21 protein-coding genes are annotated in these 22,627 nt (G+C 60.7%); 18 read left to right on the top strand and 3 right to left on the bottom strand.

What is annotated here, in order from left to right:
* Window positions 1-391 precede the first annotated feature (391 nt).
* Together P0D73_RS02455 and P0D73_RS02450 are read left to right on the top strand one after the other, a co-directional pair.
* Window positions 392-895, top strand: a complete 504-nt coding sequence (locus tag P0D73_RS02455) for a hypothetical protein (protein ID WP_408290354.1) — start codon at window positions 392-394, stop codon at window positions 893-895.
* A gap of 392 nt (window positions 896-1,287) precedes the next feature.
* Window positions 1,288-2,421: a porin gene (locus P0D73_RS02450; protein WP_408175385.1), complete on the top strand. Its 1,134-nt coding sequence runs from the start codon at window positions 1,288-1,290 to the stop codon at window positions 2,419-2,421.
* A 200-nt stretch (window positions 2,422-2,621) separates the two neighbouring features.
* Here the strand turns inward: P0D73_RS02450 and P0D73_RS02445 are convergent, their stop codons facing one another.
* Together P0D73_RS02445 and P0D73_RS02440 are read right to left on the bottom strand one after the other, a co-directional pair.
* A complete protein-coding gene (locus tag P0D73_RS02445) occupies window positions 2,622-2,900 on the bottom strand; it encodes a cupin domain-containing protein (protein WP_408175340.1) in 279 nt (92 codons plus the stop codon).
* 83 nt (window positions 2,901-2,983) lie between these two features.
* Window positions 2,984-3,709, bottom strand: a complete 726-nt coding sequence (locus P0D73_RS02440; protein WP_243658321.1) for a FadR/GntR family transcriptional regulator — start codon at window positions 3,707-3,709, stop codon at window positions 2,984-2,986.
* A 641-nt stretch (window positions 3,710-4,350) separates the two neighbouring features.
* Here P0D73_RS02440 and P0D73_RS02435 point away from each other — a divergent pair.
* The 10 genes from P0D73_RS02435 to P0D73_RS02390 all read left to right on the top strand — a co-directional run bounded on the left by P0D73_RS02435 (window position 4,351) and on the right by P0D73_RS02390 (window position 15,396).
* Window positions 4,351-4,767 (top strand): tripartite tricarboxylate transporter TctB family protein, encoded by a 417-nt coding sequence (locus P0D73_RS02435; protein WP_408175384.1) that lies wholly within the window; start codon window positions 4,351-4,353, stop codon window positions 4,765-4,767.
* Between the two features lie 3 nt (window positions 4,768-4,770).
* Entirely contained in the window at window positions 4,771-6,330 is a 1,560-nt protein-coding gene (locus P0D73_RS02430) for a tripartite tricarboxylate transporter permease (protein ID WP_132378408.1), read from the top strand.
* Window positions 6,331-6,489: 159 nt separating this feature from the next.
* Window positions 6,490-7,377, top strand: a complete 888-nt coding sequence (locus P0D73_RS02425; protein WP_408290357.1) for a fumarylacetoacetate hydrolase family protein — start codon at window positions 6,490-6,492, stop codon at window positions 7,375-7,377.
* Window positions 7,378-7,493: 116 nt separating this feature from the next.
* A complete protein-coding gene (locus P0D73_RS02420) occupies window positions 7,494-8,495 on the top strand; it encodes a tripartite tricarboxylate transporter substrate binding protein (RefSeq protein ID WP_408175336.1) in 1,002 nt (333 codons plus the stop codon).
* 2 nt (window positions 8,496-8,497) lie between these two features.
* Window positions 8,498-8,968, top strand: coding sequence for a (2Fe-2S)-binding protein (locus P0D73_RS02415; protein WP_132378404.1), 471 nt, complete (start codon window positions 8,498-8,500; stop codon window positions 8,966-8,968).
* On the top strand, window positions 8,965-11,124 hold the full coding sequence (locus P0D73_RS02410) for a xanthine dehydrogenase family protein molybdopterin-binding subunit (RefSeq protein ID WP_408290360.1): 2,160 nt from the start codon (window positions 8,965-8,967) through the stop codon (window positions 11,122-11,124). The genes P0D73_RS02415 and P0D73_RS02410 overlap by 4 nt, the downstream gene beginning before the upstream one ends.
* 27 nt (window positions 11,125-11,151) lie before the next feature.
* The gene (locus P0D73_RS02405; RefSeq protein WP_408175332.1) at window positions 11,152-11,847 is read left to right on the top strand and encodes a molybdate ABC transporter substrate-binding protein; all 696 of its coding nucleotides are present in this window, start codon (window positions 11,152-11,154) and stop codon (window positions 11,845-11,847) included.
* A gap of 202 nt (window positions 11,848-12,049) precedes the next feature.
* Complete coding sequence (locus P0D73_RS02400) at window positions 12,050-13,219, top strand: porin (protein WP_408290363.1); 1,170 nt, start codon at window positions 12,050-12,052, stop codon at window positions 13,217-13,219.
* Window positions 13,220-13,487: 268 nt separating this feature from the next.
* Window positions 13,488-14,258: a molybdate ABC transporter substrate-binding protein gene (locus P0D73_RS02395; protein ID WP_408311744.1), complete on the top strand. Its 771-nt coding sequence runs from the start codon at window positions 13,488-13,490 to the stop codon at window positions 14,256-14,258.
* 118 nt (window positions 14,259-14,376) lie between these two features.
* A complete protein-coding gene (locus P0D73_RS02390; RefSeq protein ID WP_408290367.1) occupies window positions 14,377-15,396 on the top strand; it encodes an alpha/beta hydrolase in 1,020 nt (339 codons plus the stop codon).
* A 135-nt stretch (window positions 15,397-15,531) separates the two neighbouring features.
* Here P0D73_RS02390 and P0D73_RS02385 read toward each other — a convergent pair whose 3' ends face one another.
* The gene (locus P0D73_RS02385) at window positions 15,532-16,722 is read right to left on the bottom strand and encodes a porin (RefSeq protein ID WP_132378394.1); all 1,191 of its coding nucleotides are present in this window, start codon (window positions 16,720-16,722) and stop codon (window positions 15,532-15,534) included.
* A gap of 531 nt (window positions 16,723-17,253) precedes the next feature.
* On the opposite strand from P0D73_RS02385, the gene P0D73_RS02380 reads away from it, so the two are divergent.
* Genes P0D73_RS02380 through P0D73_RS02355 form a run of 6 tightly spaced genes read left to right on the top strand, consistent with a single transcriptional unit; the run spans window position 17,254 to window position 22,624 of the window.
* Window positions 17,254-18,060 carry a GntR family transcriptional regulator gene (locus P0D73_RS02380; RefSeq protein ID WP_132378392.1) on the top strand — a complete coding sequence of 269 codons (807 nt, stop codon included), beginning with the start codon at window positions 17,254-17,256 and terminating at the stop codon, window positions 18,058-18,060.
* Window positions 18,061-18,080: 20 nt separating this feature from the next.
* On the top strand, window positions 18,081-19,286 hold the full coding sequence (locus P0D73_RS02375; protein ID WP_408311750.1) for an ABC transporter substrate-binding protein: 1,206 nt from the start codon (window positions 18,081-18,083) through the stop codon (window positions 19,284-19,286).
* 8 nt (window positions 19,287-19,294) lie between these two features.
* On the top strand, window positions 19,295-20,167 hold the full coding sequence (locus P0D73_RS02370) for a branched-chain amino acid ABC transporter permease (RefSeq protein ID WP_408290371.1): 873 nt from the start codon (window positions 19,295-19,297) through the stop codon (window positions 20,165-20,167).
* 3 nt (window positions 20,168-20,170) lie between these two features.
* A complete protein-coding gene (locus tag P0D73_RS02365; protein WP_408290373.1) occupies window positions 20,171-21,169 on the top strand; it encodes a branched-chain amino acid ABC transporter permease in 999 nt (332 codons plus the stop codon).
* Window positions 21,162-21,917 (top strand): ABC transporter ATP-binding protein, encoded by a 756-nt coding sequence (locus P0D73_RS02360; RefSeq protein ID WP_408175322.1) that lies wholly within the window; start codon window positions 21,162-21,164, stop codon window positions 21,915-21,917. Before P0D73_RS02365 ends, P0D73_RS02360 begins: the two co-directional genes overlap by 8 nt.
* Window positions 21,914-22,624, top strand: coding sequence for an ABC transporter ATP-binding protein (locus P0D73_RS02355; RefSeq protein ID WP_408311753.1), 711 nt, complete (start codon window positions 21,914-21,916; stop codon window positions 22,622-22,624). Before P0D73_RS02360 ends, P0D73_RS02355 begins: the two co-directional genes overlap by 4 nt.
* Window positions 22,625-22,627 lie beyond the last annotated feature (3 nt).

The raw sequence follows: 22,627 nt of genomic DNA, 5'->3' as shown, positions 1-22,627 counted from the left end.
TTTTTGCCGATGTCGCGAACGGATCAGTGCCTGATGCCGGCTAGCCGTCGAGTTTTTGCAGACAGTACGCGTCACCATGAATACGCTGTCTGACGGTCTTTCCGTCGTGACGGCTGACGCGTCAGGCTCGCGCAGCGGCACGGGAGTCGATGTTGCATGATCCGGCAGGAAACACGACGTAACACACCCATGCCGCAACTGGGGCCAGCAAGCGGAATAGCGTCAGCCGGCGACGCGTTCTACATGCAGCAGGTCCGCATCGTCGTGTACATCTTCACATGCGAATCCACATGCTCCGGCAATGCGCTCTGCGAGGCGAACCGATGGGGTCTTCACGGTGTCGACGCGGCGGTCCGCGTCGTGGCGCCGGACCGTCGAGCAGGACGGATTTATGCGCAAATTCATTGGAGTCGGAATGGTGCTTTGCAGCTGTGTCGCGTGTACGACGCCGGTGGCGTCGCAACTTGCCCCGGCTGCTCCGCTGGACGAGACGACGACTACATCGTCCGTGTCGCCCACGTGCCGCATGGTCAACGGCACAGCGGATATCGATGGCGCCACGCAGAACATATCAGGCCTTGCATGCAAGCAGCCCGACGGCACCTGGCAGATCCAGCAGCAGGGCACGGACGCTGAGATGGGCGACGTTTATCCGCCGCCCCTGTATGCATACTATCCCTATTACGATCCGTGGTTTTATGGGCCGCCGGTGGCGTTCGGCTTCGGCGCGTCGTTCCTCTTCATTAATCGTTTTCATCACTTCCATCATGGCCACTTCGGACCGCATGGCGGCTTCCACGGTGGCTTCCACGGCGGCTTTCACGGTGGCTTTCATGGAGGGGGCGACTTCCATGGAGGCGGCGGTTTTCACGGAGGTGGCGGGGGACGCCGTTAACGTATGGCCTGATCGATAAGGATGGAGTCGAATCACGCGCAGCCGCACTAGTCGACGATCGTACGCATGTTGCAACACGCGATCGTCGCTGACACACGAGATTGAGCGGCCGAGCGACTCGTGTATCGATTCCATTCGATCCTCGTTTATAGAATCTTTGCAAGAAGGAGCGAACTCTTTCGGTGAATCGCAATGGCAATCCCCATAGAATCGTCAAGCTGCGGGTGCGCGGTTGGAAAGTGGATCACATTCACCGGACAGCCTACCTAATGGTGCCGGGGGCTTTCGTTAAACCCCTGTTGCGTGAACGGCGCGTTATCCGTTTTTTTATTGAGCCGGGATCATGCACACATCATGATTCCTTCTTGGGCATTGCCTGGAGTGTAAGACAAGTGAAGAAGAAGATTATCGGCGCAGCAGCATTGTCCGTCTTTGCGGCGGCGGCTCATGCGCAAAGCAGCGTCACCCTTTATGGATTGATCGACACGGGTATCGTCTATACGAATAACCAGGGTGGCGGCAGCGCTTGGCAGGAACAAAGCAGCATGCTGTCGAACGAAGTATGGGGTCTGCGGGGAAGTGAAGATCTCGGTGGCGGTCTGCACGCGATCTTCCGTCTCGAGAACGGCTTTAATATACAAAACGGCAAGACCACGTACTCGGGTACGATGTTCGGCCGTCAGGCTTTCGTCGGTCTGCAAAGCGACCAATATGGAACGCTGACATTCGGCCGGCAGTACGATTCCGTAGTCGATGATCTGGGCCCCATCGCATTGGCGAACAACGGCGACGGAAACAACCTGGCCGCACATCCGTTCGACAACGACAACGTAGACGACTCGTTCTACATTAACAACTCGGTCAAGTATGCGAGCCCGACGTATCGGGGGCTGCAGGCAGAGGCGCTGTACGGCTTCAGTAATGCGGCCGGCGGCTTTTCGGACAATCGCGCCTATAGCTTCGGTGTGACGTACAACAATGGCCCGATTAATCTTGCGGCGGCTTACCTTCAGCTGAATAACGGTTCGCTTTCGGGTACCGGGGCAGTGTCGAACAACGACTTCGTCAATTTCCCCGCCGCGCGCCAGCGAGTGATGGGGGTTGGCGGCAACTACACGATCGGTCCGGCGACTATCGGCTTACTGTGGACACATACCCTGCTCGACAATACTCAGCCGGGTGCGAACTCCGTGATCGGGCAGTCGTTCGACACGCTGCATTTCGACAACTACGAAGCCAACGTGCACTATACGCTGACACCTTCGATTTCGTTCGCAGGTGCCTACACGTTTACTCAAGGCGCCTTTGCCGGAACCACCGGTTCGGCGGACCCGAAGTGGCATCAAGTCACGCTGATGGCAGACTACTCGTTCAGCAAACGCACTGACGTTTATGTCGAGGGTGTCTACCAACACGCATACGGTGCTGCTGGCTCTGCGTTCGAGGGTGCGTTTATCAATGGCCTCGCGCAGGCGTCTACAGGCAATCAGGTGGCGGCGACGGTAGGCTTGCGTACGCGCTTCTAACGGACGCAACGTCTGTTCAGCTTGGACACGCGCTGGAACGTCGGCACATCGCCCTAGGCCGGGATCGATGTGCCGACGTGTTGATTCAGCGTCAGCCAGCTTCCGCAGCGCGAAGAAATGCGCGTTGCCCTTTCTCAACAGCGTCGGGTGACCACCGCATCTCAGCCATTGCTTTGACCACGGGCAATCCGGTTCCGAAATCAGGCGGGGAACTTGCGGCCCACCAGGTAGGTTGCGCCGGTGGGACCGTATTGCTCCGAATGCTCATCGCCGGCTTCGATTTCGAAGATATCGCCGACGCGGTATTCGCGCGAAACCGTGCCACCCCACGAAATGGTCATTTCTCCGGCGGTGATCACCGCGCGCGCCCTGAACGGATGCTTGTGCGTTTCAATGAACTGGTTCGGTGCGTAGGTTTTTTCCAGCACTTCCTGGTAGCCGGTATTGGTCAAGTCAGCCTTGAAACTTTCGATATCCATGCTCTCACTTCCTTTTAAAGTCGCGCGGAACTTGAGCTCGCCGGTGGCTAGAAGCTCGCCGGATCGAGGCTGTTCAGCACGTGTCAAAAGTCGAAAAGATTGCGCCGCACGTTCACCAGGTGCGTGACCATGAAATCGCGTGCACTAGCCGCATCGCGTTCTTTGAGCGCTGCCAGCAATTGCCGGTGCTCGCGCTGATAAGCGAGTCGTCGCTCAGGCGTAAGGCTGCGCTTTTTCAACAAGCCCCATTCGCCATGTTCGCGGACTTTGAGAATCAGATTGAACACGCTGACCATGAAATTGTTGTGTGCGGCTTCCGCGATCTTGTGATGAAACTCGGCGTCCCAACGTTCAAATTCCTCGAGCGTCTTCGACTGCTCCGCGCTTACGCAACATGCTTCCATCGCTGCAAAATCGGCCGGCGTGCCATTGCGCACCACCAGGTCGATCAGGCCCGGCTCGAAAATCAGCCGCGCGTCCATCAGCTCGGCGGGACTCACTACAGCTTGGGGTTCCGCTGCCTTGGGTATTTTTTGCTCAACATCCTGGGCCACGTAAGTGCCGCTGCCCACGGTCTGGGTGATGAGGCCCATTTCTTTCATCTGCGCCAGTGCGCGTCGCACCGTCGAGCGGCCGACCGCGTAGGTCTCGCTCATCTGCCGCTCGGTGGGCAAGCGTTCGCCCGGATGCCAACGGCCATCGCGGAGGTTGGACAGCAGGGCTTCCTTGAGTGTGTAAACCGGGTCTGAAACGGGATGGTCGGGCATTGGGTAAAAAAGCTGTGACGGGTTCCACGAATCATAAGGCAATGGCCGCGAGGTTGGTACAAATTGGTTTCACTCGCGCGCGCCGTCACGTAGTCCGGTGTTCTCCGCCTCAGCAGCGCCGTTCCCAATGGAATGCAACCCAGATAGACGGAGACTTGTCAGCAAACAGCGCCAGTGTGATCATGGCAGCAGGTCATGGGCATTGCCTGGATTGACGAGAAAACAATCGATTGCTAGCATGGCTCCACTTGGGTTGATTGTAAACCAAATTGAACCAATAGGAAATCTCGTGCGCGTTGCTTCCCTGCTCATCGACCACCGTCACGTCTTTGTTTTTGTCGCCGCCCCCAGCGTCGTCGAGTTTCGCCGCCTGCTGCCTCACCTCAGGTCCCGTCATCCCTCGATGTATCCGATGTCATGCCCGACACCGGATGCCTGAGTCCCCCGTCAATACCCTCGCTTTAACCCGTTACATGGGCAAGCGGACAAACCACCTCGCGGCAACCCTAAAAAAATGAGGGTGAATCGCTACGCCGAAAAAGACAGCGTTTTATCAGTACCCACACTTCGGCAAGAACCGGCGCGAGGGCAAATTACAGGAGACAAGTCACGTGAGTACCAAGACGGCGCATGCATTCGGCTTTCTGCATCGCTATAACAAAGATCTCTATGCGGGCGCCCTGATGCTCGTTCTCGGTCTCGGCTCGATCTATGCCGGACTTGGCTATAACGTGGGCAGCCTGAGTCACATGGGCTCGGGATTCTTCCCTGTAGCAGTGGGGACCGTTCTCGTCTTGTGCGGCCTCGCGATCGCATTTTCTGCCAAAGCCCCGGACCCCCATGCCACTGCGCAACCAGCGCTTCGGCCCGAATGGCGCGCCTGGTGCTGCATCGTGATGGGCATCGCCGCCTTCGTCGTGCTGGGCCGATACGGCGGCCTGTTACCCGCCACCTTCGCGATCGTGTTCATCTCGGCACTCGGCGACCGGGACAACACCTGGGTGAGCGCGCTAATTCTCGCCGCCGCGATGTGTGCGATCTGCACCGTCGTGTTCTGGTGGGCTTTGAAACTGCAGTTTCCATTGCTGTCCTGGGGTTGAATCATGATGGGGCAATCTCTGTTGGACTTGATGCAGGGTTTCGGCGTGGCGCTTCAGCCCCACAATCTGATGTGGTCGTTCGTCGGCGTGTTGATCGGCAACCTGATCGGTGTGCTGCCGGGCATGGGCGCGTTGTCGGCCATTTCCATGTTGCTGCCGCTGACCTATACGATGCATCCGATCCCCGCAATCCTGATGCTGGCGGGCATCTTCTACGGTTCTCAATACGGCGGCGCGATCGGTGCAATCCTGCTCAATCTGCCATGTCATCCGCCGCACGCCGTGACCTGCCTGGACGGTTATCCCATGACCAGACAGAACAAAGGCGGCACGGCACTGGGCATCGCCATGCTGGCTTCGTTTTTCGCGGCGTCGTTCGGCATCGTTGTGATGGTTTTCGCCTCGCCGCTACTGGTCAGCGTGGCTTTCAAGTTCGGGCCGGCCGAACTGTTTTCGATCATGCTGCTGGGCTTGCTGGCCGGCGGCACCATGTCCCGGGGCTCGGCGCTCAAGGGAGTGGCGATGACGGCGGTGGGACTGTTGATCGGCATTGCCGGTACCGACGTGAACAGCGGCGTGATGCGCCTGACCTTCGGTCTGCCACAGCTTTCCGACAAGGTCGAGCTGGTGGCGCTGGCGCTCGGCCTGTTCGGGGTGGCGGAATTCTTGCGCAACGTCAATCGCATGGAGTCGGTGGGTAGCGGCACGAAGGTACGTTTGCGCGACATGCGACCCAGCATGGCCGAACTCAGGCAAGCGTTCTTGCCGATGGTGCGCGGCACGTTCATCGGTACGTTGTTCGGCGCGATGCCGGGCACCGGCCCTACCATCACCACGTTCCTCGCTTACGCGGCCGAGAAAAAGCTCTCCAGGTCACCTGAACGGTTCGGCCGCGGCGCTCTCGAGGGCGTCGCTGCGCCGGAGGCCGCATCGCATTCCAAGACCCAGGTGGACTTCATTCCAACCATGAGTCTGGGCATTCCGGGCGACGCCGTGATGGCGCTGATCCTCGGCGCGCTGTTGATCCAGGGTATCCAGCCAGGTCCGCAACTGATCACCGAGCACGCCGACCTGTTCTGGGGGCTCATCGCCAGCTTCTGGATCGGCAATGTCCTGCTGGTGATTCTGAACGTACCGCTGATCGGCGTCTGGGTGAAGCTGCTGCGGGTGCCTTATCGCTATCTGTATCCGTCGGCACTGTTTTTCATTGCGGTGGGCGTGTACAGCACCAACAACAGTCTGTTCGAGGTTGGCGAAGTACTGGTGTTCGGAGTAGTCGGCGCCATCTTCGCCGCGCTTGATTTTCAGGTCGCGCCGATCCTGCTCGGTTATGTGCTCGGACCTATGGTCGAAGAGTATTTCCGGCGCGCGATGCTGTTGTCGCGCGGAGACTTGGCTGTCTTCATCGACCGCCCGATCAGCGCTTTTTTTATCGCGTGCAGTGCTCTGCTCATACTGGTGCAACTGTATTTTTGGGTGCGCGGCATGAAAAAACGCGCGGCCCAACGCCGCTCATTGCACGCGACGAAACCAGCCACCGTCACCGACAGCAATCTGGTGTGAGGCTCGATATATTGGTTGCAATTGGTTCATAGAATTATTGATTTATGCCGTTTTTTTCCCTAAAAATGCAGAGTGAGTCAGCTAAACGAGGCCGGTAGCGCTTGTAACGTGGTTTCTTTTGGGATATATTAAAACCAAATGTAACCAATAGGAGATTTGATGCGCTTTGCTTCCCTGGTTATCGACCGGCGTCCCGCCCCGGTCGTCATCGCCGACGACCTGCAACGCTTCGTCGAGGTTCGTCACCTTCTGCCCGGCTTTGACGGCGACATGATCGATCTCATTGCCCAGGTTCCGCTGCCGGACCAGCAGTTCGCCGCCGCCGTGCAACGCACTGATCGCTGGCAAGCCGTCGGTACCCACGAACTGCTCGCCCCGCTCGAGGTGCGCCGTAACATCTTCTGCGTCGGCAAGAACTATCACGAACATGCAAGGGAGTTCAGCCAATCCGGGTTTGACACATCCGCCCAGCAAGGCGAGCTCGCTCCGCCCGCGCCCGTCGTGTTCACCAAGCCCGCTTCTACCGTGGTCGCGCATCGCGCCACCGTCAAAGCCTTCGAGCACCTCACGTCCCAACTCGACTACGAGGTCGAACTCGCTGTCGTCATCGGCAAGCCCGGCAGAGGCATTTCCAAGGCCGATGCCCTTCAGCACGTGTGGGGCTACACCATCGTCAACGACTTCACAGCGCGCGACCTCCAGCAAAAGCATCGTCAGTGGTTCATCGGCAAGTCATTGGACACGTTCTGTCCGATGGGCCCGTACCTGGTTTCCGCCCACGGTATCGATAGCGCCAACCTGAACGTGCGTTGCTGGATCAACGACGAACTGCGCCAGAACGCCAACACCAAAGACCTCATCTTCGATATCCCAACTATCATCGAAACCCTTTCGGCCGGCATGACTTTGCTGCCCGGCGACGTCATCGCCACCGGCACCCCCGCCGGCGTCGGCATCGGGTTCAAGCCCCCCAGGTTCCTCAAGAAGGGCGATGTCATGAAGCTTGAGATCGATCACCTCGGCTCCCTCGTCAATACCATTGGATAAATAGCACCCGGCATCTTTTTCAATGACCAAGGCGCTCGCGTGGACCACGTGGGGCGAGCGCCCCTGTACTGCGGCATGCAGTGCGGATGCGGACTATAAATACCAGGAGGCACGTAATGAACAATCGTTGGAGCACTCGCTCCTTTCGCCGGCGTATGGGCCATGCCCTGACGCTTGGCGTACTGGCGTCGACATCGATCGCGAGCTTTGCCGCCGACGACTATCCGAGCCGGCCGGTCACCATCATCGTGCCATTCGCGGCGGGCGGTTCCGCCGACGTATACGCACGCATCGTCGCGCAACAACTCAGCGCTCAATTGAAGCAGTCGTTCATCGTCGACGACCGGCCCGGCGCGGGAGCCATCATCGGCACCGAGTATGTGGCGCAGTCCAAGCCCGATGGTTATACGCTGCTGTTGATCTCCAACACGCACACCGTCAACGAAACGCTCTACACGAGGAAGCCGTTCAAGCTGATGAGCGATTTCGTGCCGGTGGCGCCGATCAATTCTTCCGACCTGGTGCTGGTGACACGGCCGGGGTTGGGGGTCAATAACGTCGCCGACCTGATCAAGCTGGCGAGGAGCGAACCAGGCAAACTGTCATATGCCTCGTCTGGTTACGGCACGCCTTATCACATGGCCGGCGAGCTGTTCAAACAAATGGCCGGCGTCTCGATCCTGCATGTGCCCTATAAGGGCAGCTCGAATGCGCGTACCGACGTAATCGGCGGCCAGGTCGACATGATGTTCGATGCCACCACCACCATGGCGGGCTTTATCAGCAGCGGCAAGGCCAAGGCGCTGGCCACCACCGGCACGGTGCGTTCGGACCTGCTGCCCAATCTGCCAACCGTCGATCAATCCGGGGTGCCGAAGTACAACGCCGTGATCTGGCTCGGCCTGATGGCGCCCAAAGGCACGCCGCCCGCAGTGGTCGACAAGCTCAACGCCACGCTGACCCGGATCGTCGCCACTCCGCAGATCAAGGCGTCGTGGCAGAAACAGGGCGCCGACACGATGTCGATGAATCCGGCCCAGTTCACGCAGTTCATGAACGACGACATAAAAAAATGGGCGCAGGTAGTCAAGGTTTCGGGTGCGAAGGTCGACCAGTGAACATGGCCACGACTACGCGCATTCCGATTACGGTCAATGGGACCGGGCACGGGTTCGAGCTGGACGGCGACACACGCCTGCTCGATGTGCTTCGCGATGAGCTGAAGCTCAAAGGCACGCGTTTCGGCTGCGGGGAAAACCAGTGTGGCGCGTGTCTTGTCCTAGTCGACGGTTTTGCTGTGGCGTCATGCGACACGCCGCTGTGGGCGCTGGCGGGCAAGCAGGTGACCACGGTCGAAGGTTTGGGCAGCCGGGCGGCACCGCATCGCTTGCAGCGGGCGTTCATCGCCGAGCAAGCCGGGCAATGCGGCTACTGCAGCTCGGGCATGCTGATCGCAGCGGCGGCCCTGCTCGAACGCTGTCCGCACCCGACCGATGCCCAGATTCGAGAGGCACTTGACCGCAATCTGTGCCGGTGCGGCAGCCACAATCGCATCGTGCGCGCAGTGCTGCGTGCCGCGTCGTCATCGTGAACCCTCTCACCGTCGTGTCCACCGAAGCGACAGGCGTACCGGTCAGCGAGCGGCCGCAGAGTCTGCGCGCCAATCCTTGCCTTGGCGCGTGGCTGCGATTCTCCAGTGAAGGATACGTCGAAGTGCTATCAGGCAAGGTCGAGATCGGCCAGGGTATCGTCACGGCGCTCGCGCAGATCGTTGCCGAAGAACTGGACGTCGGCATCGACCAGATTCGCATGCGCCCGGCCAACACAGCGGCGAGCCCTGACGAGGCTGTCACCTCCGGGAGTCTTTCGATACAACACTCCGGCACCGCGTTGCGACACGCCTGCGCGCACGCGCGCGCCGTGCTGCTCGAACGTGCTGCGCGCGTGCTGCAAGTGTCGACGGACCTGGTGCATCAATTAGCGGTGAAGCGCGGTGAAATCAAGGCGCCTCACGGCGGTCTCGCGAGTTATTGGGCCATCGCCGGCGAGGTTCAATTCGACGTTGATATCGATTGCACGATTGCCGTGAAAGCGGCCGCCGCCTATACCATCGTGGGCGCGCCGGTGCCGCGCGACGATCTCGCGGATAAATTCCTGGCGGTTCCGCGCTTCATCCAGGATATCGAACTGCCGGGCATGCTGCATGGACGCATGCTGCGTCCGGGCTCGCGCGCGACGACCCTGCTCTCGCTCGACGATGGCGCAGCACGCGCGGTGTCCGGCGTGGTGCAAGTGATACGCGACGGCTCGCTGGTGGGCGTGCTGGCCACATCGCAGCGCGCCGCTGTCGAAGCCATTGACAAGCTGCGCCGGCACGCCCGCTGGCAGCGTAGCGAGCCCCTTCCGGAACAACAGAAGCTGAGCGCCTGGTTGAAGCAGCAACCAGTGGAAACCACTGTAGTGGCCGACCGCCAAAGTGCCGCCGCCGATGTGGCACGCACTTTGAAGATGAGCTGCGAAAAGCCGTTCCTGGCGCATGCTTCGATCGGCCCCTCGTGCGCATTGGCTCGATTCGACGGCGAACGCCTGGAAGTGTGGAGTCATAGTCAGGGCATCTTCAATCTGCGCGCCGACCTGGCGTTGAGCTTCGGCATGGCGGTATCGGCCGTGGTGGTGCAGCACGCGGAAGGCGCCGGCTGTTATGGGCACAACGCGGCCGACGACGTCGCATACGATGCCGCGTGGCTGGCGCGCGCCGCACGCGGCCAGCCTGTCCGAGTCCAGTGGAGCAGGGCCGACGAGCTGGCATGGGCGCCGTACGGCCCGGCCATGGTGATCGAACTCGAAGCTGATCTCGATGCGAGCGACCGCGTGGTCGGTTGGCGTCATAGCGTCTGGAGCAACGGCCATGGCACGCGGCCGGGTCGCGGCAACACCCCCGCGCTGCTGGGCGCCTGGCATCTCGAGACGCCGTTCGAAGCGCCCGCGGCAGTCAATCCCCCGCTGCACGCGGGTGGGGGTGCCGAGCGTAATGCGGTGCAGCTCTACGACTTTCCCGCGTGGAACATCGTGAATCACCGGGTGCTGAGCATGCCGCTGCGAACCTCGTCGTTGCGTTCGTTAGGGGCATTTGCCAACGTGTTCGCGCTTGAGTCGTTTGTCGACGACCTGGCCGAAGCCACCGCCAGCGAACCGCTCGAATGGCGCCTGCGGCATTTGTCCGACCCCCGCGCCCGGGCCGTGCTGCAGCGCGCGGCGCTGCGAGCCGGCTGGCACGAACGGGATAAGCAGGAAGGCATCGGCTATGGCATTGCCGTGGCACGGTACAAAAATTCCGGTGCGTACTGCGCGGTGGTGGCACGCATCGAGGCAGGCGCGCAGATCGTGGTCACCAGACTGAACATCGCCGTGGACGTGGGCACCGTCATCAACCCCGACGGCGTCGCCAACCAGATCGAGGGCGGTGCACTACAGGCTGTGAGCTGGACCTTGAAAGAAGAAGTGCGATTCGACCGGCAACGCGTCACCAGCGATAGTTGGGAAACCTATCCGATCTTGCGGTTCACGGAAGTGCCCGCTGTCGAGGTCGATATCGTGCCGTCGAACGCACCTGCTTGTGGGGCGGGCGAGGCATCGTTGGGTCCGACCGCGGCGGCCATCGGTAATGCGGTACGCGATGCCCTTGGCGTAAGAGTAACCAGCCTGCCTTTGAGCGCCGAGCGAATCATCGCGGCATTCGACCAGTAATCCAATCAGACGGGAGTCACTATCACCATGGAATTGAAAATTTTGAGCGCCGGCGCGGCCAAAGGTATTGTCCAGGCCCTGGCGGAAGAATTCCGCTCGAGCACGGGTGCCAGTCTCAACGGCACCTTCGGCGCGGTCCACGCGATCCGGGAAAAACTGGACGCCGACGAGCCTTGCGACGTCATCATCCTGACCGGGAAAATGATCGCGGACCTGGACCAGACGGGACGCGTGGAATCCGCTTCGCGCGCCGAGTTAGGACGAGTCGAAACCGGCATTGCAGTGCGCACCGGCGAACCGCTTCCGGCCATCGCCGACGGTGAGCAATTGAGCGCCAGTTTGAAATGCTCGAAAGGGGTCTACTTTCCCGACCCGCTACGTGCCACCGCCGGCATTCATTTCGTTACTGTGTTGCGGAAGATGGGTATTTACGAGAATGTCGAGCCGTTCTTCCGGTCTTTTCCGAGCGGCGCGGTGGCCATGGCGAACCTTGCGCAAAGCGGCGAACCGGGACTGATCGGCTGTACGCAGGTGACCGAGATCATGTATACCCAGGGCGTTTCGCTGGTCGGGCTGTTGCCCAAGGAATTCGAACTGTCGACGGTCTATTCGGCAGCCGTCAGCAGCAAGGCCGCGAACCCGGAATTGGCACGCGCCTTCGTCCAGTTCCTCACCGGCAGCAAGACCCGGACGCTGCGCGCATCTAGCGGATTCAATGTTTAGTTTGCTGCGCATGAGCGTTCCAGGCACCCGGTAACGACGTGCCGCTCACCATGGCGTGCCGCTTCGACTGAGATTGATTCAAGCGGCAGTCGATACCGAGGAAAAATTCAGAAAAGAACTATATGTAATTCAACATATTAATTAGTAGTGCATATGCAGTAAATAAATTGACAACCACATACCAAAGAGAATGGAGGTGATAGTGAAAAAATCACTACTAGCATTGCCGATACTGGCTGTTTGTGCGACGCACGCGAACGCGCAGAGCAGTGTCACGCTGTACGGGCTTCTTGATGAAGGCTTGATGATCAACACCAACGCCAAGAACGTAGTCAACGGAAAGAATGTCGGCGGCCGTCAGTTTCAGTTAGATTCCAACTCGGGTCTGCAAGGCAGCCGGTGGGGTTTGAAAGGTTCCGAGGATCTGGGCGGCGGGCTGAAGGCGATCTTCACGCTGGAATCCGGTATCAACGTCAGCAACGGCGCGTTTGGCCAGGGCAACACGGCTTTCGGCCGCCAGGCGTTTGTGGGCATTTCCAGCGCGAGCTACGGCACGGTCACGTTGGGCCGGCAGTACGACAGCGTCAACGATTACATCGGCAGCTATGGCTTCGCGCTCTCGTATGGCGGGTCGAGCACCGAACATCCGGGCGACATCGACAACGTCAATCACTCCTCCCGCGCGAACAACACGATCAAATACGCGAGCCCGAACTTCCGCGGCTTGCAGTTCGGCGGCACGGTCTCGTTGGGCGGCATCGCCGGTGAAATATCGCAGTCGAGCGGCTATACATTGGGTGCGAACTATAACCACGGAGGCATGGGCTTAGGCGTGGCGTACGAGTACTTCAAGAACCCGTCCGCAGCGGGCGCCATTTTGAACGGCAACGTGAACGCGACGACTTTCAACTCGTTGAATTCCGGCTATCTCGGGGCGAGACCCGCGAATTCGTTGCAGATCATCGCCGCGGCCGGCAGCTATCAAATCGGACCGGCGCTGATCGGCGCGGTGTATTCGAACACGAAATACCAGAATATCGGTGCGTTCGGCGGCGCGACGGCGACCTTCAACGACTTCGAATTGAACGCGTCCTATCGGTTCACGCCGGCGCTGCTTCTGGCGGGTGAGTACAACTACACGAAGGGCAATGCAGTGCGCGGAGACATTGGCGACCAGAAGTACAATCAGTTCTCGCTGTTGCTGGACTACCTGCTGTCTAAGCGCACGGACGTCTACATGGAAGGCACGTTCCAGACGGCAAGCGGCACGAGTTCGACGGGCACGGCGGCGGTGGCGGACATCGGCTCCCTCGGCGATTCGTCGAACAACCATCAGCTCGTCGCCCGGGTCGGGATGCGCCACAGGTTCTGACGTCGTAGCGTGGCGGCGCGCAAGCCTCGGCAGCGACACCCGTGGGGCATCGCAGGGTGTGCGTCAAAGGCGCATGGCCGCCGCGATTGTGGCGGTCATTGTCATGAGTGTCGTTGCCACACGGACGCACAGCAGAATCGGGCTCTCCGATGCCGGGGCGACTCGCCGCATAAAATTAGTTATCCCGATACACTGTGTGCGTTCGAGCGTATGCCGTTCGACAACCTGACAATGCCGTACTCAGCGATGCTCACCGGAGCACTTTCTTATGAAGACGAAAGCAGGACTTCTGCTTGCGATTGTGTTGGTCACGATGCAGTCCGCTCACGCGGCGGATCTGGTGATTTTCTCCGCGGCTGCGATGAAAGGCGCACTGGAGAACCTGCCCGAAAACTATCTGGCTGCAACAGGCGATCGCGTGCGCCTCATCTACGGCACCGCGGGACAGGTGCGTGACCGGGCAATATCGGGGCAGGCGTTCGACCTCGTCATCGTCCCACCCGAGCCTCTCGCCAAACTGACCGAGCAAGATCTTGTCAGGAAGGGTTCGCAGGTCGATGTCGCGCGCGTGCGGCTCGGAGTCGCGGTCAAAGCCGGTGCCGCGTTGCCCGCGATCAACGACGACCCGGCGTTCACGAGGGCCTTGCTCGATGCCCCTTCGATCGGCATGGCCGACCCCGCCACCGGCGCTACCTCGGGCATCTATCTGGCCCGGTTGATTGACCGCCTCGGGATTGGCGGCACAGTGGCTCCCAAGGTCAAATATTATCCGGAAGGGCAAACCGCGATGGAAGCGATGGCACGAGGCGAGGTGTCCCTCGGATTGGGCCAGACCAGCGAAATCAAGCCCGTGCATGGAGTCACCCTCGTCGGGCCGATCCCGGAAGATTTGCAACTCGTGACGACCTACGCAGCGGGCATAGGTACAAAGAGCGAGCATCCGGATGCAGCGCAAAAGCTGCTTTCCTATCTCACCGGACCGGCAGTGCAAACGTCTTTGAAGGCGAACGGATTCGACCTCGTCTCACCTACTAATTGACTCATTCCTTACCACGGCACACGCCCAAGGAGTCGAGACAAACGGGAGTGTTGCCCAGGCTCGACGGTACGAGCACAAGGACTAGTAACGTCTCAATTCTCATAATCGGGAAAAAACAATGAGCAACACGAAAGACACGCAGCAGAGGGTCCAGCGACGCCGTTTGCTGCAAGGCGCGGCGCTAACATTGATGGCCACGGCAGTGCCGCTCTCTGCTAACGCGGCGGCGCCGCGGATCATTGCCGAAGATCACTGGGCGCAGAAAGGTGCGGTGAAACTGTATCTGTATCGCAAGCGACTCGCGGACGACCGCAACGCAAGTTCCGGCCCGAAGCCTGTGTTATTCCTCGTGCACGGGTCGTCGTTTTCGGGCCGCGGGGGCTTCGATCTGCAAGTGCCGGGCACGGAGAACTACTCGTTCATGGACGAGTTTGCTCGCTACGGCTTCGACGTCTGGACCATGGACCATGAAAACTACGGCCGCTCGTCGCAGACGGATTCGAACTCCGATGTCCGCTCCGGTGTCGAGGACCTGAAAGCGGCGATGCCGGTGATCGAAAAGGTGACTGGCCAAAAGACATTCATGTTCTATGGCCAGTCGTCCGGCGCCCTCCGGCTGGGCGTCTTTGCGATGGAAGAGCCGGACCGCGTGGAGCGCATGGTCCTGGATGCAATCACCTATACGGGCGAGGGCGCGCCGGAAATCATGAGGCGGCGCGCGAACATCGCGGCACTCGAGGCCAGCAATTCCCGTCCAACCTCGCAAGCGAGCTTCGATGCCATCTTCGCCCGCGACGACCCGTCGACGGTCGATCCCAAAGTACCGAAGGCATTGGGCGACTATGAACTCAAGCTCACCAACCGGACACCGAACGGCACCTACATCGATATGGCGATTCATATGCCGATGGTCGATCCGAAACGGCTGCAGTGTCCCGTCTGCATGACGAGAGCCGAGCACGACGGCAATGCGACCGATGCGGAACTGCTCGAATTCTTTTCGCAGTTGCCGAACAAGGACAAGCAGTTCTGCGAGATCAAGGGAGTGGCTCACATCGCGGTGCTGGGCATCAATCGGCATCGTATCTGGCATGCGATGCATGCCTTCTACACGATGCCTCCGCAGCGTTCAGCCTGACGTAAACGAGAGCGTGCAAAAGTTGGGGAGGACCGCTCGACGATCTGGATGCCGCACCACTTCGTGTGCGGTACGCAGATCAGTCGGGCCACGTTCTCGTGTGCGCCGACTGTCGTCGCGGGCGGTGGCTGCCCGTCAGAACTTGTGCCGCATGCCCACACGAAGCACGACCTGATGATTGTCGCTCGATGGCGTCACGCCGTTGATCGCTGCAACCGCCGCACTTCCCGTCGAGTCCGTACCGGAAGCCTTTTGGTAGATTCCGACGAAATAGACATCCGTGCGCCTCGAAAGGAAATAGTCAGCGCCGAGTTGGGCCTGATGATAGGTCGCGCCATCCCGGCCGTTTACCGAGCTGCCCTTCGTGTAATCGTAGGCGGCACCCACGAGGAATGCAGGCGTGATCTGATATTTGAAGTTCGCTTCGACGTTGTTGAAGATCGCCGTGCCGCGATTGCCGAATGGATTCGGTCCCGAGCCGCCGCCATCGAGATTGTCGAAACGCGTATTCGAATAGGTGCCGCCGAACGTGGCCGCGCCAAACGTGTACGCACCGCCCGCCGCATAGACTTCCTGCGTGCGCGCATCGGCAAAGCCGGAGAACACGGGCGATGCAATGTTGTTCAACGTCGCGAGCGGCGCCGAGCCGGTCGTGTTCGCGAGCACGCTGGTGCCGTAGAACGAGGTGTTCGGATTGCGGATGTTCAGATAACCGACGCCAAGCCCGAGCGGCCCGTTGTAATAAGAGCCGCCGAGCGACCAGATCTGATTCTGACTGAAATTACCCGCTACGCCGCCAGGACTGTAGACGCCGCCGAACGTGAAGCCGCCGTAGTTGTTGCTCGTATATTTGATCGCGTTGTTGACCCGGTTCGAGTTGTTGATGTTATCCAGGTCGCCTGGGTGCGCGGTGTAAAAGCCGCCCCATTGATCGCCCACTTCGAACAGGCCAACGTAGTCCACCACGGAATCGTATTGACGCCCGAGCGTCACCGTCCCATAACGCGTGGCCAGTCCGACGTATAACTGACGGCCGAATTCAAGCCCGCCCTGGCCGAGTTTGCCGCTGCTCAGATCCATGCCGCCTTCAAGCAGGAAAACCGCTTTCATGCCGCCGCCCAGATCTTCGCTACCGCGCAATCCCCAGCGGCTCGCCTGAATCTCGCCGCTCACCATGCTGTACTGGCGCGCGCCGTGTGAGTTGTTATTGAAGGTCAGCCCTTCGTCGACGATCCCGTAAAGCGTAACGCTGCTCTGCGCCTGTGCGATAGCCGCGTGCGTTCCAAGCGCACCAATTACTCCCGCAATGCAAAGTGACTTTTTCATCCTGTTTCCAGACTGTATCGTTGACGTCGAGTCCCTCGGTGCGAAACCAGGGGTGGATTTCACGGTCATGATTTGCCGGCCGCGAGGCATGCTACAAAGCAGGCATCCTAAAGAAACGAAATCGAGCGCATAGCGACATGAATCCGCTTCGCTCTCTTTACACCGGCCTTCGATAGCGCCTTCGCGTCCAGATCGATTTCCGGTTGCGACGAAAATTAAGCAGCCTATTTTGTCTTGTCAATGGAACATTTGACGCGGGAAATGTCCTATTGGCGCGTAAAGCGTTGAAGCTTCTGCGAAGTTCGTCAGTTGAGTGTTTTCCCCATGGAACAAGCCACCGCACAACTTGTTCTATCGTTCATCCAGTCTCGTCCAGCAAACTGTCCGCTCTGATGGAGGGAGCGGATCATCGAGCTTGCACGTTCCTTACTGCAAGCCAGTTGCTTCCGTCGGTGTTTACGAGGTAGAACAATCTTTATTTTCCAATTTGTTCTATTGACCCGACATTACGACACTTCTAGAGTGAGCCTCATGGAAACCACCTTACCCCTGCCGAAATATCACCAGATCTACTTGGTGTTGCGCGAGCAACTCCAGGAAGGACGCTTCGACGAAGAAGGCGTGCCCGGCGAACATCTGCTCGCTGAACAGTTCGCGGTCGCGCGCATTACGATTCGCAAGGCAATGGAGATGCTGGTGGCGGACGGGCTGGTCACGCGCCGGCCGGGCGTGGGGACGTGGCCGCAGCGTATCGATACGGGGAAAAAGCAGGGCAATGCGAAAGCCGCACCGGTTTCGCGCGAGAAAGCGCACCTCACCGGCCTGCTCGAGAACATCGTGAATATGGGGTTGCGCACCACGGTCGAAGTGATAGACAGCACGGAAGTGCTCGCTTCGGACGCCATCGCGGAGGCGCTGCATCTGTCTGTCGGCGATGCCGTCTACAAGAGTATCCGGGTTCGCAGCACGTCGGCGGGACCGGTGTCGTTCATCACGACACACGTGCCCAAAGCTGTCGCCGAAATCAACCGCCGCGACCTCAAGCGCAAGCCCTTGCTGATGCTGCTGGAGGAAGCGGGCGTGCAGCTCGGCGGCGCGACGCAAACCATTTCGGCGCGCCTCGCCGACGCCGTGGTTGCGCGCCATCTCGACGTCGCGGTCGGCTCGGCGTTGCTCGCCGTGACGCGTCTCGTGCGCGACACCGACGAACGGCCGGTGCAATTGCTCCAGGGTCTGTACCGGCCCGATCGCTATCAGTATCAGTTGCAGCTCTCTCGGATTGGCGATATCGACGCCAAGGTCTGGGTCAGCGAGGAACTGTCCGCTACCTTCAACTAACGCAATCCTACGGAGATCGCATGAGTTCGCGTCGCACTTTCCTGCGTCGGTCCACCGCCGCCGCGGCACTGGTTGCAGCACCTTGGGTCGCTCGTGCCGCGAGCGCGAAGAGCATCAAGATCGGCGTGCTGCATCCCGTCACCGGAGCGTTGGCCTATTCGGGGCAGCAATGCCGGCTGGGCGCTTTGCTGGCCATCGAGGACATCAACAACGCCGGCGGCATCAAGTCGCAAGGCGGCGCGCTCATCGAGGCGGTGCTGGGCGACGCGCAATCGCGGCCCGAGGCGGGCGCCGCCGAGGTCGAGAGAATGAACGAGGCGGGCGTGACGGCGATCGTCGGCGCCTATGCATCGGCGATCTGTCTCACCACGACCCAGACGGCCGCGAAGTACGGCTTGCCGCATGTGGTCGATGTCGGCGTCGCCGATCAGATCGTCGAGCGCGGACTCACGAATACGTTTCGCTTCGGCCCCGGCTATCGGATGTGCAGCCAGCGCGCGGTCGACAACCTCAATACGTTGAATACCGACGCGGGCAAACCGGCCAGAACGGTGATGATCGTGCACGAAGAATCGCTGTTCGGCGCCGGCACGGCTGCGCTGCTCAGCAGCGAGTTGCCCAAGTACGGTTTCGAAATCAAGGAAGTCATCAAGCATCCGAATCCGACGCGCGACTTCAACAACATCGTGCTACGCATGCGCGCGGTCAATCCGGACATCGTGATTCCCGCCAACTATTACAACGAATACGCGCTGTTGCTGCGCGCGATGAAACAGCAGAACGTGCGCCCCAAAGCGATCTATTCGGTGTTGGGCGGGGCCGCATCGAGCTATAAGTTTCTGAAGGAGTTTCCGGATATCGCGGACGGCATCATCGATTGCAATCACTGGTTCAATCCGAAGGATGCGCGTGTTGCGCCGTTGCGCAAACGGGTCGAAGCGAAGGGCGCGTACTTCTCATATGAAGTGTTCATGACCTACACCGCGACGATGCTGCTCGCCGACGCACTGGAGCGCGCGAAATCCGCCGACCGCGCCGCCGTCAATGCGGCGCTTGCCTCGAGCGCTTTCAAGGATCACATGATGCCGTATGGTCCGACGCATTTCGTCAACGGTCAGAACACCGGCGCGCAACCGCTTCTCACTCAGGTAGTCGGCAACGATATCAAGGTCGTGCTGCCGCCGGCCTATCGCGAAGTGGCGCCGCAGTTTCCGCTCAAGAGCTGAGGCAGCGCATGTTCGATCCGGTGATTCTCTTCTCCGCACTGCTTAACGGACTGACAACGGGTGCGGTCTATGCGCTCATCGCGCTCGGTCTCACACTGATTTACGGCGTGCTGCACATCATCAACTTCGCGCACGGCGCGGCGTTGATGGTCGCGCTGTATGCGGTCTATCTGCTGAAGGAACGGCTCGGCATCGATCCGTATCTGGCGCTGCCGGTGGTGACACTCGGCATGTTCGCGTTCGGCTACGCACTGCAGCGCTGCGTGATCAATCGCGCGAGTCACGGCAAGGACGAAAACATTCTGCTGGTCACGCTCGGTCTGTCGATCGTGTTGGAGAATCTGGCGCTCGTGTGGTTCCACTCCGATACGCGCAACATCGAGACGTCCTATACGCTCGCAACGGTCGCTATCGGTCCCGCAATGATCGCGTTGCCAAAGGTCATCGGTTTTTTCGGCGCGCTGGTGGTGGCGGCCGCGCTCTTTCTCGTGATCCGCATGACCGATCTGGGCCGCGCGATTCGCGCCGTGTCGCGCGAGAAGCATGGTGCGAAGCTGATGGGTATCGACGTCGACAAGGTTTATGCGCTGTCGTTCGGTATCGGCATGGCATGTGTCGGCGCGGCGGCCTGTTTTCTGTTGCCAAGCTATTACGTCAATCCGCAGGTCGGCGGCGGCTTCGTGCTGGTCGCGTTCACGATCGTCGTGCTGGGCGGGATGGGCAGCTTCGCGGGCGCATTGATCGGCGGTCTGCTCATCGGCGTGGTCGAGTCGCTTGGCGGCCTGTGGTTCGGTGATTCGCTGGGTCAGATGGGCATCTTCGCGATTTTCATTGTCGTGCTGCTGATGCGTCCGCAAGGGCTGTTCGGAGTGAGGACCTAAGTGATGCGCGACGTTCGTTCGATCCTTGTTTTCGGTGTCCTGGTGGCCGGGCTTGCGAGCTTGCTGCAGTCGGGCGTGTGGCTCACCTTCCTGATGATGTCGCTGTACGCCGTGTTGCTGGCGCAATCATGGAACATCCTCGGCGGCTACGGCGGTCAATTGTCATTCGGACATGCGTTGTTCTTCGGCGTCGGCGCATACACGCAGGCGATCGCGCAATTGAGTTGGGGCTGGAATCCGTGGCTCGCGTTGCCGCTCGCCATCGCCTTCGGCGTGATCGCCGGGCTGGTGGTCGGCGCGCTCGCGTTTCGCGGCGGCCTCAAGGGTTCGTACTTCGCGCTCGTGACGCTGGCCTTCGCCGAGGTCGCGCGCATTGTCGCGGTGTCGGTGCCGTTCACGGGCGGCGGCGTCGGACTGATGGTGCCGCTGCATGCGAGCGCCGCGAACCTGCAGTTCGGCACGCGGCGCGGCTATGTGTTCCTGCTGCTGGCATTCGTCATGATGGCGCTGGCCGTCACCGCATGGTTGCGGCATTCGCGCTTCGGCGCCTATCTGCAGGCGGTGCGCGACAACGAGAGCGCCGCGCGGGCAATCGGGGTCAATCCCGTGCGCGTGAAGCTGGGCGCCATTGCGCTGTCCGCGGCATTCATGAGCGCAGCGGGCGTGTGCTACGTGCAGATGTTCCAGTATATCGACGCCGATATCGCGTTCGGCCCGGCGAGATCGATCGAAGCGCTGGTCGGCGTGATCGTCGGCGGCGTGGGCACATTGTGGGGACCGGTGCTCGGCGCGGCGCTGCTCTATGTGTTGGGCGAGTTGACCCGCAACCTGTTCGGCGAGTTGCCCGGCATCAGCATGGTGATCTATGGCGTGGTGCTGGTCGTGATCGTGATGTTCCTCCCGCGCGGAATCACGGGCGCGGGCGCGTCGGTGCGGCGCATGACCGGCCTGCCCGCGACGTCGAAGCGCAGCGGCAAGCGCAAGGAGGAAGCCCATGTCTGAAGCGCTGTTACAAGCCCGTGGTCTGTCGATCACGTTTGGCGGTCTGAAGGCCGTGCAGGACGTCAGCCTCGATGTCCTGCCGAATACGCTCACGGCGCTCGTCGGACCGAACGGCGCGGGCAAGACCACGCTGTTCGCGTTGCTGTCGGGCTTTCTGCGACCCGGCGCGGGCCGCGTGCAGTACCTGGGCCGCGACATTACCGGCATGGCACCGCACGAGTCCGCGCGGCTCGGTTTGACGCGCACGTTCCAGATCGTGCAGCCGTTCGGCGCGCAGACGGTCCGCGAGAATATCGCGGTCGGCGCGCATCTGCATCTGCCTGGGCGGCGCGAGGCCCTGGCGGCGGCAGAGGAAGTCGCCGCGCGCGTGAACCTGCACGACCGGCTCGACCAGCCCGCGGCGGACCTGACCGTCGGTGGCCGCAAGCGCCTCGAACTGGCGCGCGCGCTCGCCACCAAACCGCGTTTGCTGTTGCTGGACGAAGTGCTCGCGGGCCTGAATCCAAGCGAAATCGACGAAATGATTCCGGTGATTCGCGGTCTCGTCGATAGCGGCGTGACGGTGCTGATGATCGAACACGTCATGCGCGCCGTCATGAGCCTTGCCGAACATGTGTGGGTGCTCGCGCAAGGCCGCCTGATCGCTGGAGGCACGCCGCGCGAGGTGACATCCGATAGCGCCGTGATCGAGGCGTATCTCGGTCACGGCACAGCCGAACGGCTGGCGCGCGAAGGAGGGCATTCATGAGCGCATTGCTCGAAGTGGATGGGCTTCATACTGGATACGGCCGAACCGAAGTGTTGCGCGGCATCGATCTTCGTGTCGGCGAAGGCGAGATCGTCGTGCTGCTCGGCAGCAATGGCGTCGGCAAGACGACGCTGAACAATACGGTGTGCGGAATCAATGCCGTCTGGCAAGGCGCCGTGCGCTTCGACGGGCACGAGCTGACGGGACGGCACTATCGCGCCGTCGTGAAAGCCGGCCTGATTCAGGTGCCCGAAGGCCGGCGGATTTTCCCGAATCTGAGCGTGCGCGAAAACCTGGAGCTTGGCGCGTTTTTACGCGGCAAGCTGAATCGCGCCCGCAACCTCGCGCGCATGCTGGAGACCTTTCCGCGTCTCGGCGAACGCATCGATCAGCCGGCGGGCACGATGTCGGGCGGCGAGCAGCAGATGCTGGCGATCGGGCGCGGCCTGATGGCCGAGCCGCGCCTGCTGATTCTGGACGAACCGTCGCTCGGTCTGTCGCCGTTGATGGTCGAAGAGATGTTTGCGCTGATCGCGCGCTTGCAGGGCGAAGGGCTCGCGATCCTGCTGGTCGAGCAGAACGTCGTGCAGTCGCTCGAAACCGGGCAGCGCGGGTATGTGCTGGAGAACGGGCTCGTCCGTTACTCGGGCACGTGTGCGGAATTGATGGCCAGCGACGAGTTGCGTCGCGCGTATCTGGGGATGTAGTCA

The sequence above is a fragment of the Paraburkholderia sp. RL18-101-BIB-B genome, assembly GCF_046026985.1.
In the GTDB taxonomy this organism is placed as follows: Bacteria; Pseudomonadota; Gammaproteobacteria; order Burkholderiales; family Burkholderiaceae; genus Paraburkholderia.
This window is presented reverse-complemented; position numbering and strand designations above follow the sequence as displayed.

Excerpts from the sequence above, each read along its gene's own strand:
- P0D73_RS02455 (WP_408290354.1), top strand. The coding sequence starts at position 392 with ATGCGCAAATTCATTGGAGTCGGAATGGTGCTTTGCAGCTGTGTCGCG.
- P0D73_RS02445 (WP_408175340.1), bottom strand. The coding sequence starts at position 2,900 with ATGGATATCGAAAGTTTCAAGGCTGACTTGACCAATACCGGCTACCAG.
- P0D73_RS02435 (WP_408175384.1), top strand. The coding sequence starts at position 4,351 with ATGCTCGTTCTCGGTCTCGGCTCGATCTATGCCGGACTTGGCTATAAC.
- P0D73_RS02430 (WP_132378408.1), top strand. The coding sequence starts at position 4,771 with ATGATGGGGCAATCTCTGTTGGACTTGATGCAGGGTTTCGGCGTGGCG.
- P0D73_RS02425 (WP_408290357.1), top strand. The coding sequence starts at position 6,490 with ATGCGCTTTGCTTCCCTGGTTATCGACCGGCGTCCCGCCCCGGTCGTC.
- P0D73_RS02420 (WP_408175336.1), top strand. The coding sequence starts at position 7,494 with ATGAACAATCGTTGGAGCACTCGCTCCTTTCGCCGGCGTATGGGCCAT.
- P0D73_RS02415 (WP_132378404.1), top strand. The coding sequence starts at position 8,498 with ATGGCCACGACTACGCGCATTCCGATTACGGTCAATGGGACCGGGCAC.
- P0D73_RS02405 (WP_408175332.1), top strand. The coding sequence starts at position 11,152 with ATGGAATTGAAAATTTTGAGCGCCGGCGCGGCCAAAGGTATTGTCCAG.
- P0D73_RS02395 (WP_408311744.1), top strand. The coding sequence starts at position 13,488 with ATGAAGACGAAAGCAGGACTTCTGCTTGCGATTGTGTTGGTCACGATG.
- P0D73_RS02390 (WP_408290367.1), top strand. The coding sequence starts at position 14,377 with ATGAGCAACACGAAAGACACGCAGCAGAGGGTCCAGCGACGCCGTTTG.
- P0D73_RS02385 (WP_132378394.1), bottom strand. The coding sequence starts at position 16,722 with ATGAAAAAGTCACTTTGCATTGCGGGAGTAATTGGTGCGCTTGGAACG.
- P0D73_RS02380 (WP_132378392.1), top strand. The coding sequence starts at position 17,254 with ATGGAAACCACCTTACCCCTGCCGAAATATCACCAGATCTACTTGGTG.
- P0D73_RS02375 (WP_408311750.1), top strand. The coding sequence starts at position 18,081 with ATGAGTTCGCGTCGCACTTTCCTGCGTCGGTCCACCGCCGCCGCGGCA.
- P0D73_RS02370 (WP_408290371.1), top strand. The coding sequence starts at position 19,295 with ATGTTCGATCCGGTGATTCTCTTCTCCGCACTGCTTAACGGACTGACA.
- P0D73_RS02365 (WP_408290373.1), top strand. The coding sequence starts at position 20,171 with ATGCGCGACGTTCGTTCGATCCTTGTTTTCGGTGTCCTGGTGGCCGGG.
- P0D73_RS02360 (WP_408175322.1), top strand. The coding sequence starts at position 21,162 with ATGTCTGAAGCGCTGTTACAAGCCCGTGGTCTGTCGATCACGTTTGGC.
- P0D73_RS02355 (WP_408311753.1), top strand. The coding sequence starts at position 21,914 with ATGAGCGCATTGCTCGAAGTGGATGGGCTTCATACTGGATACGGCCGA.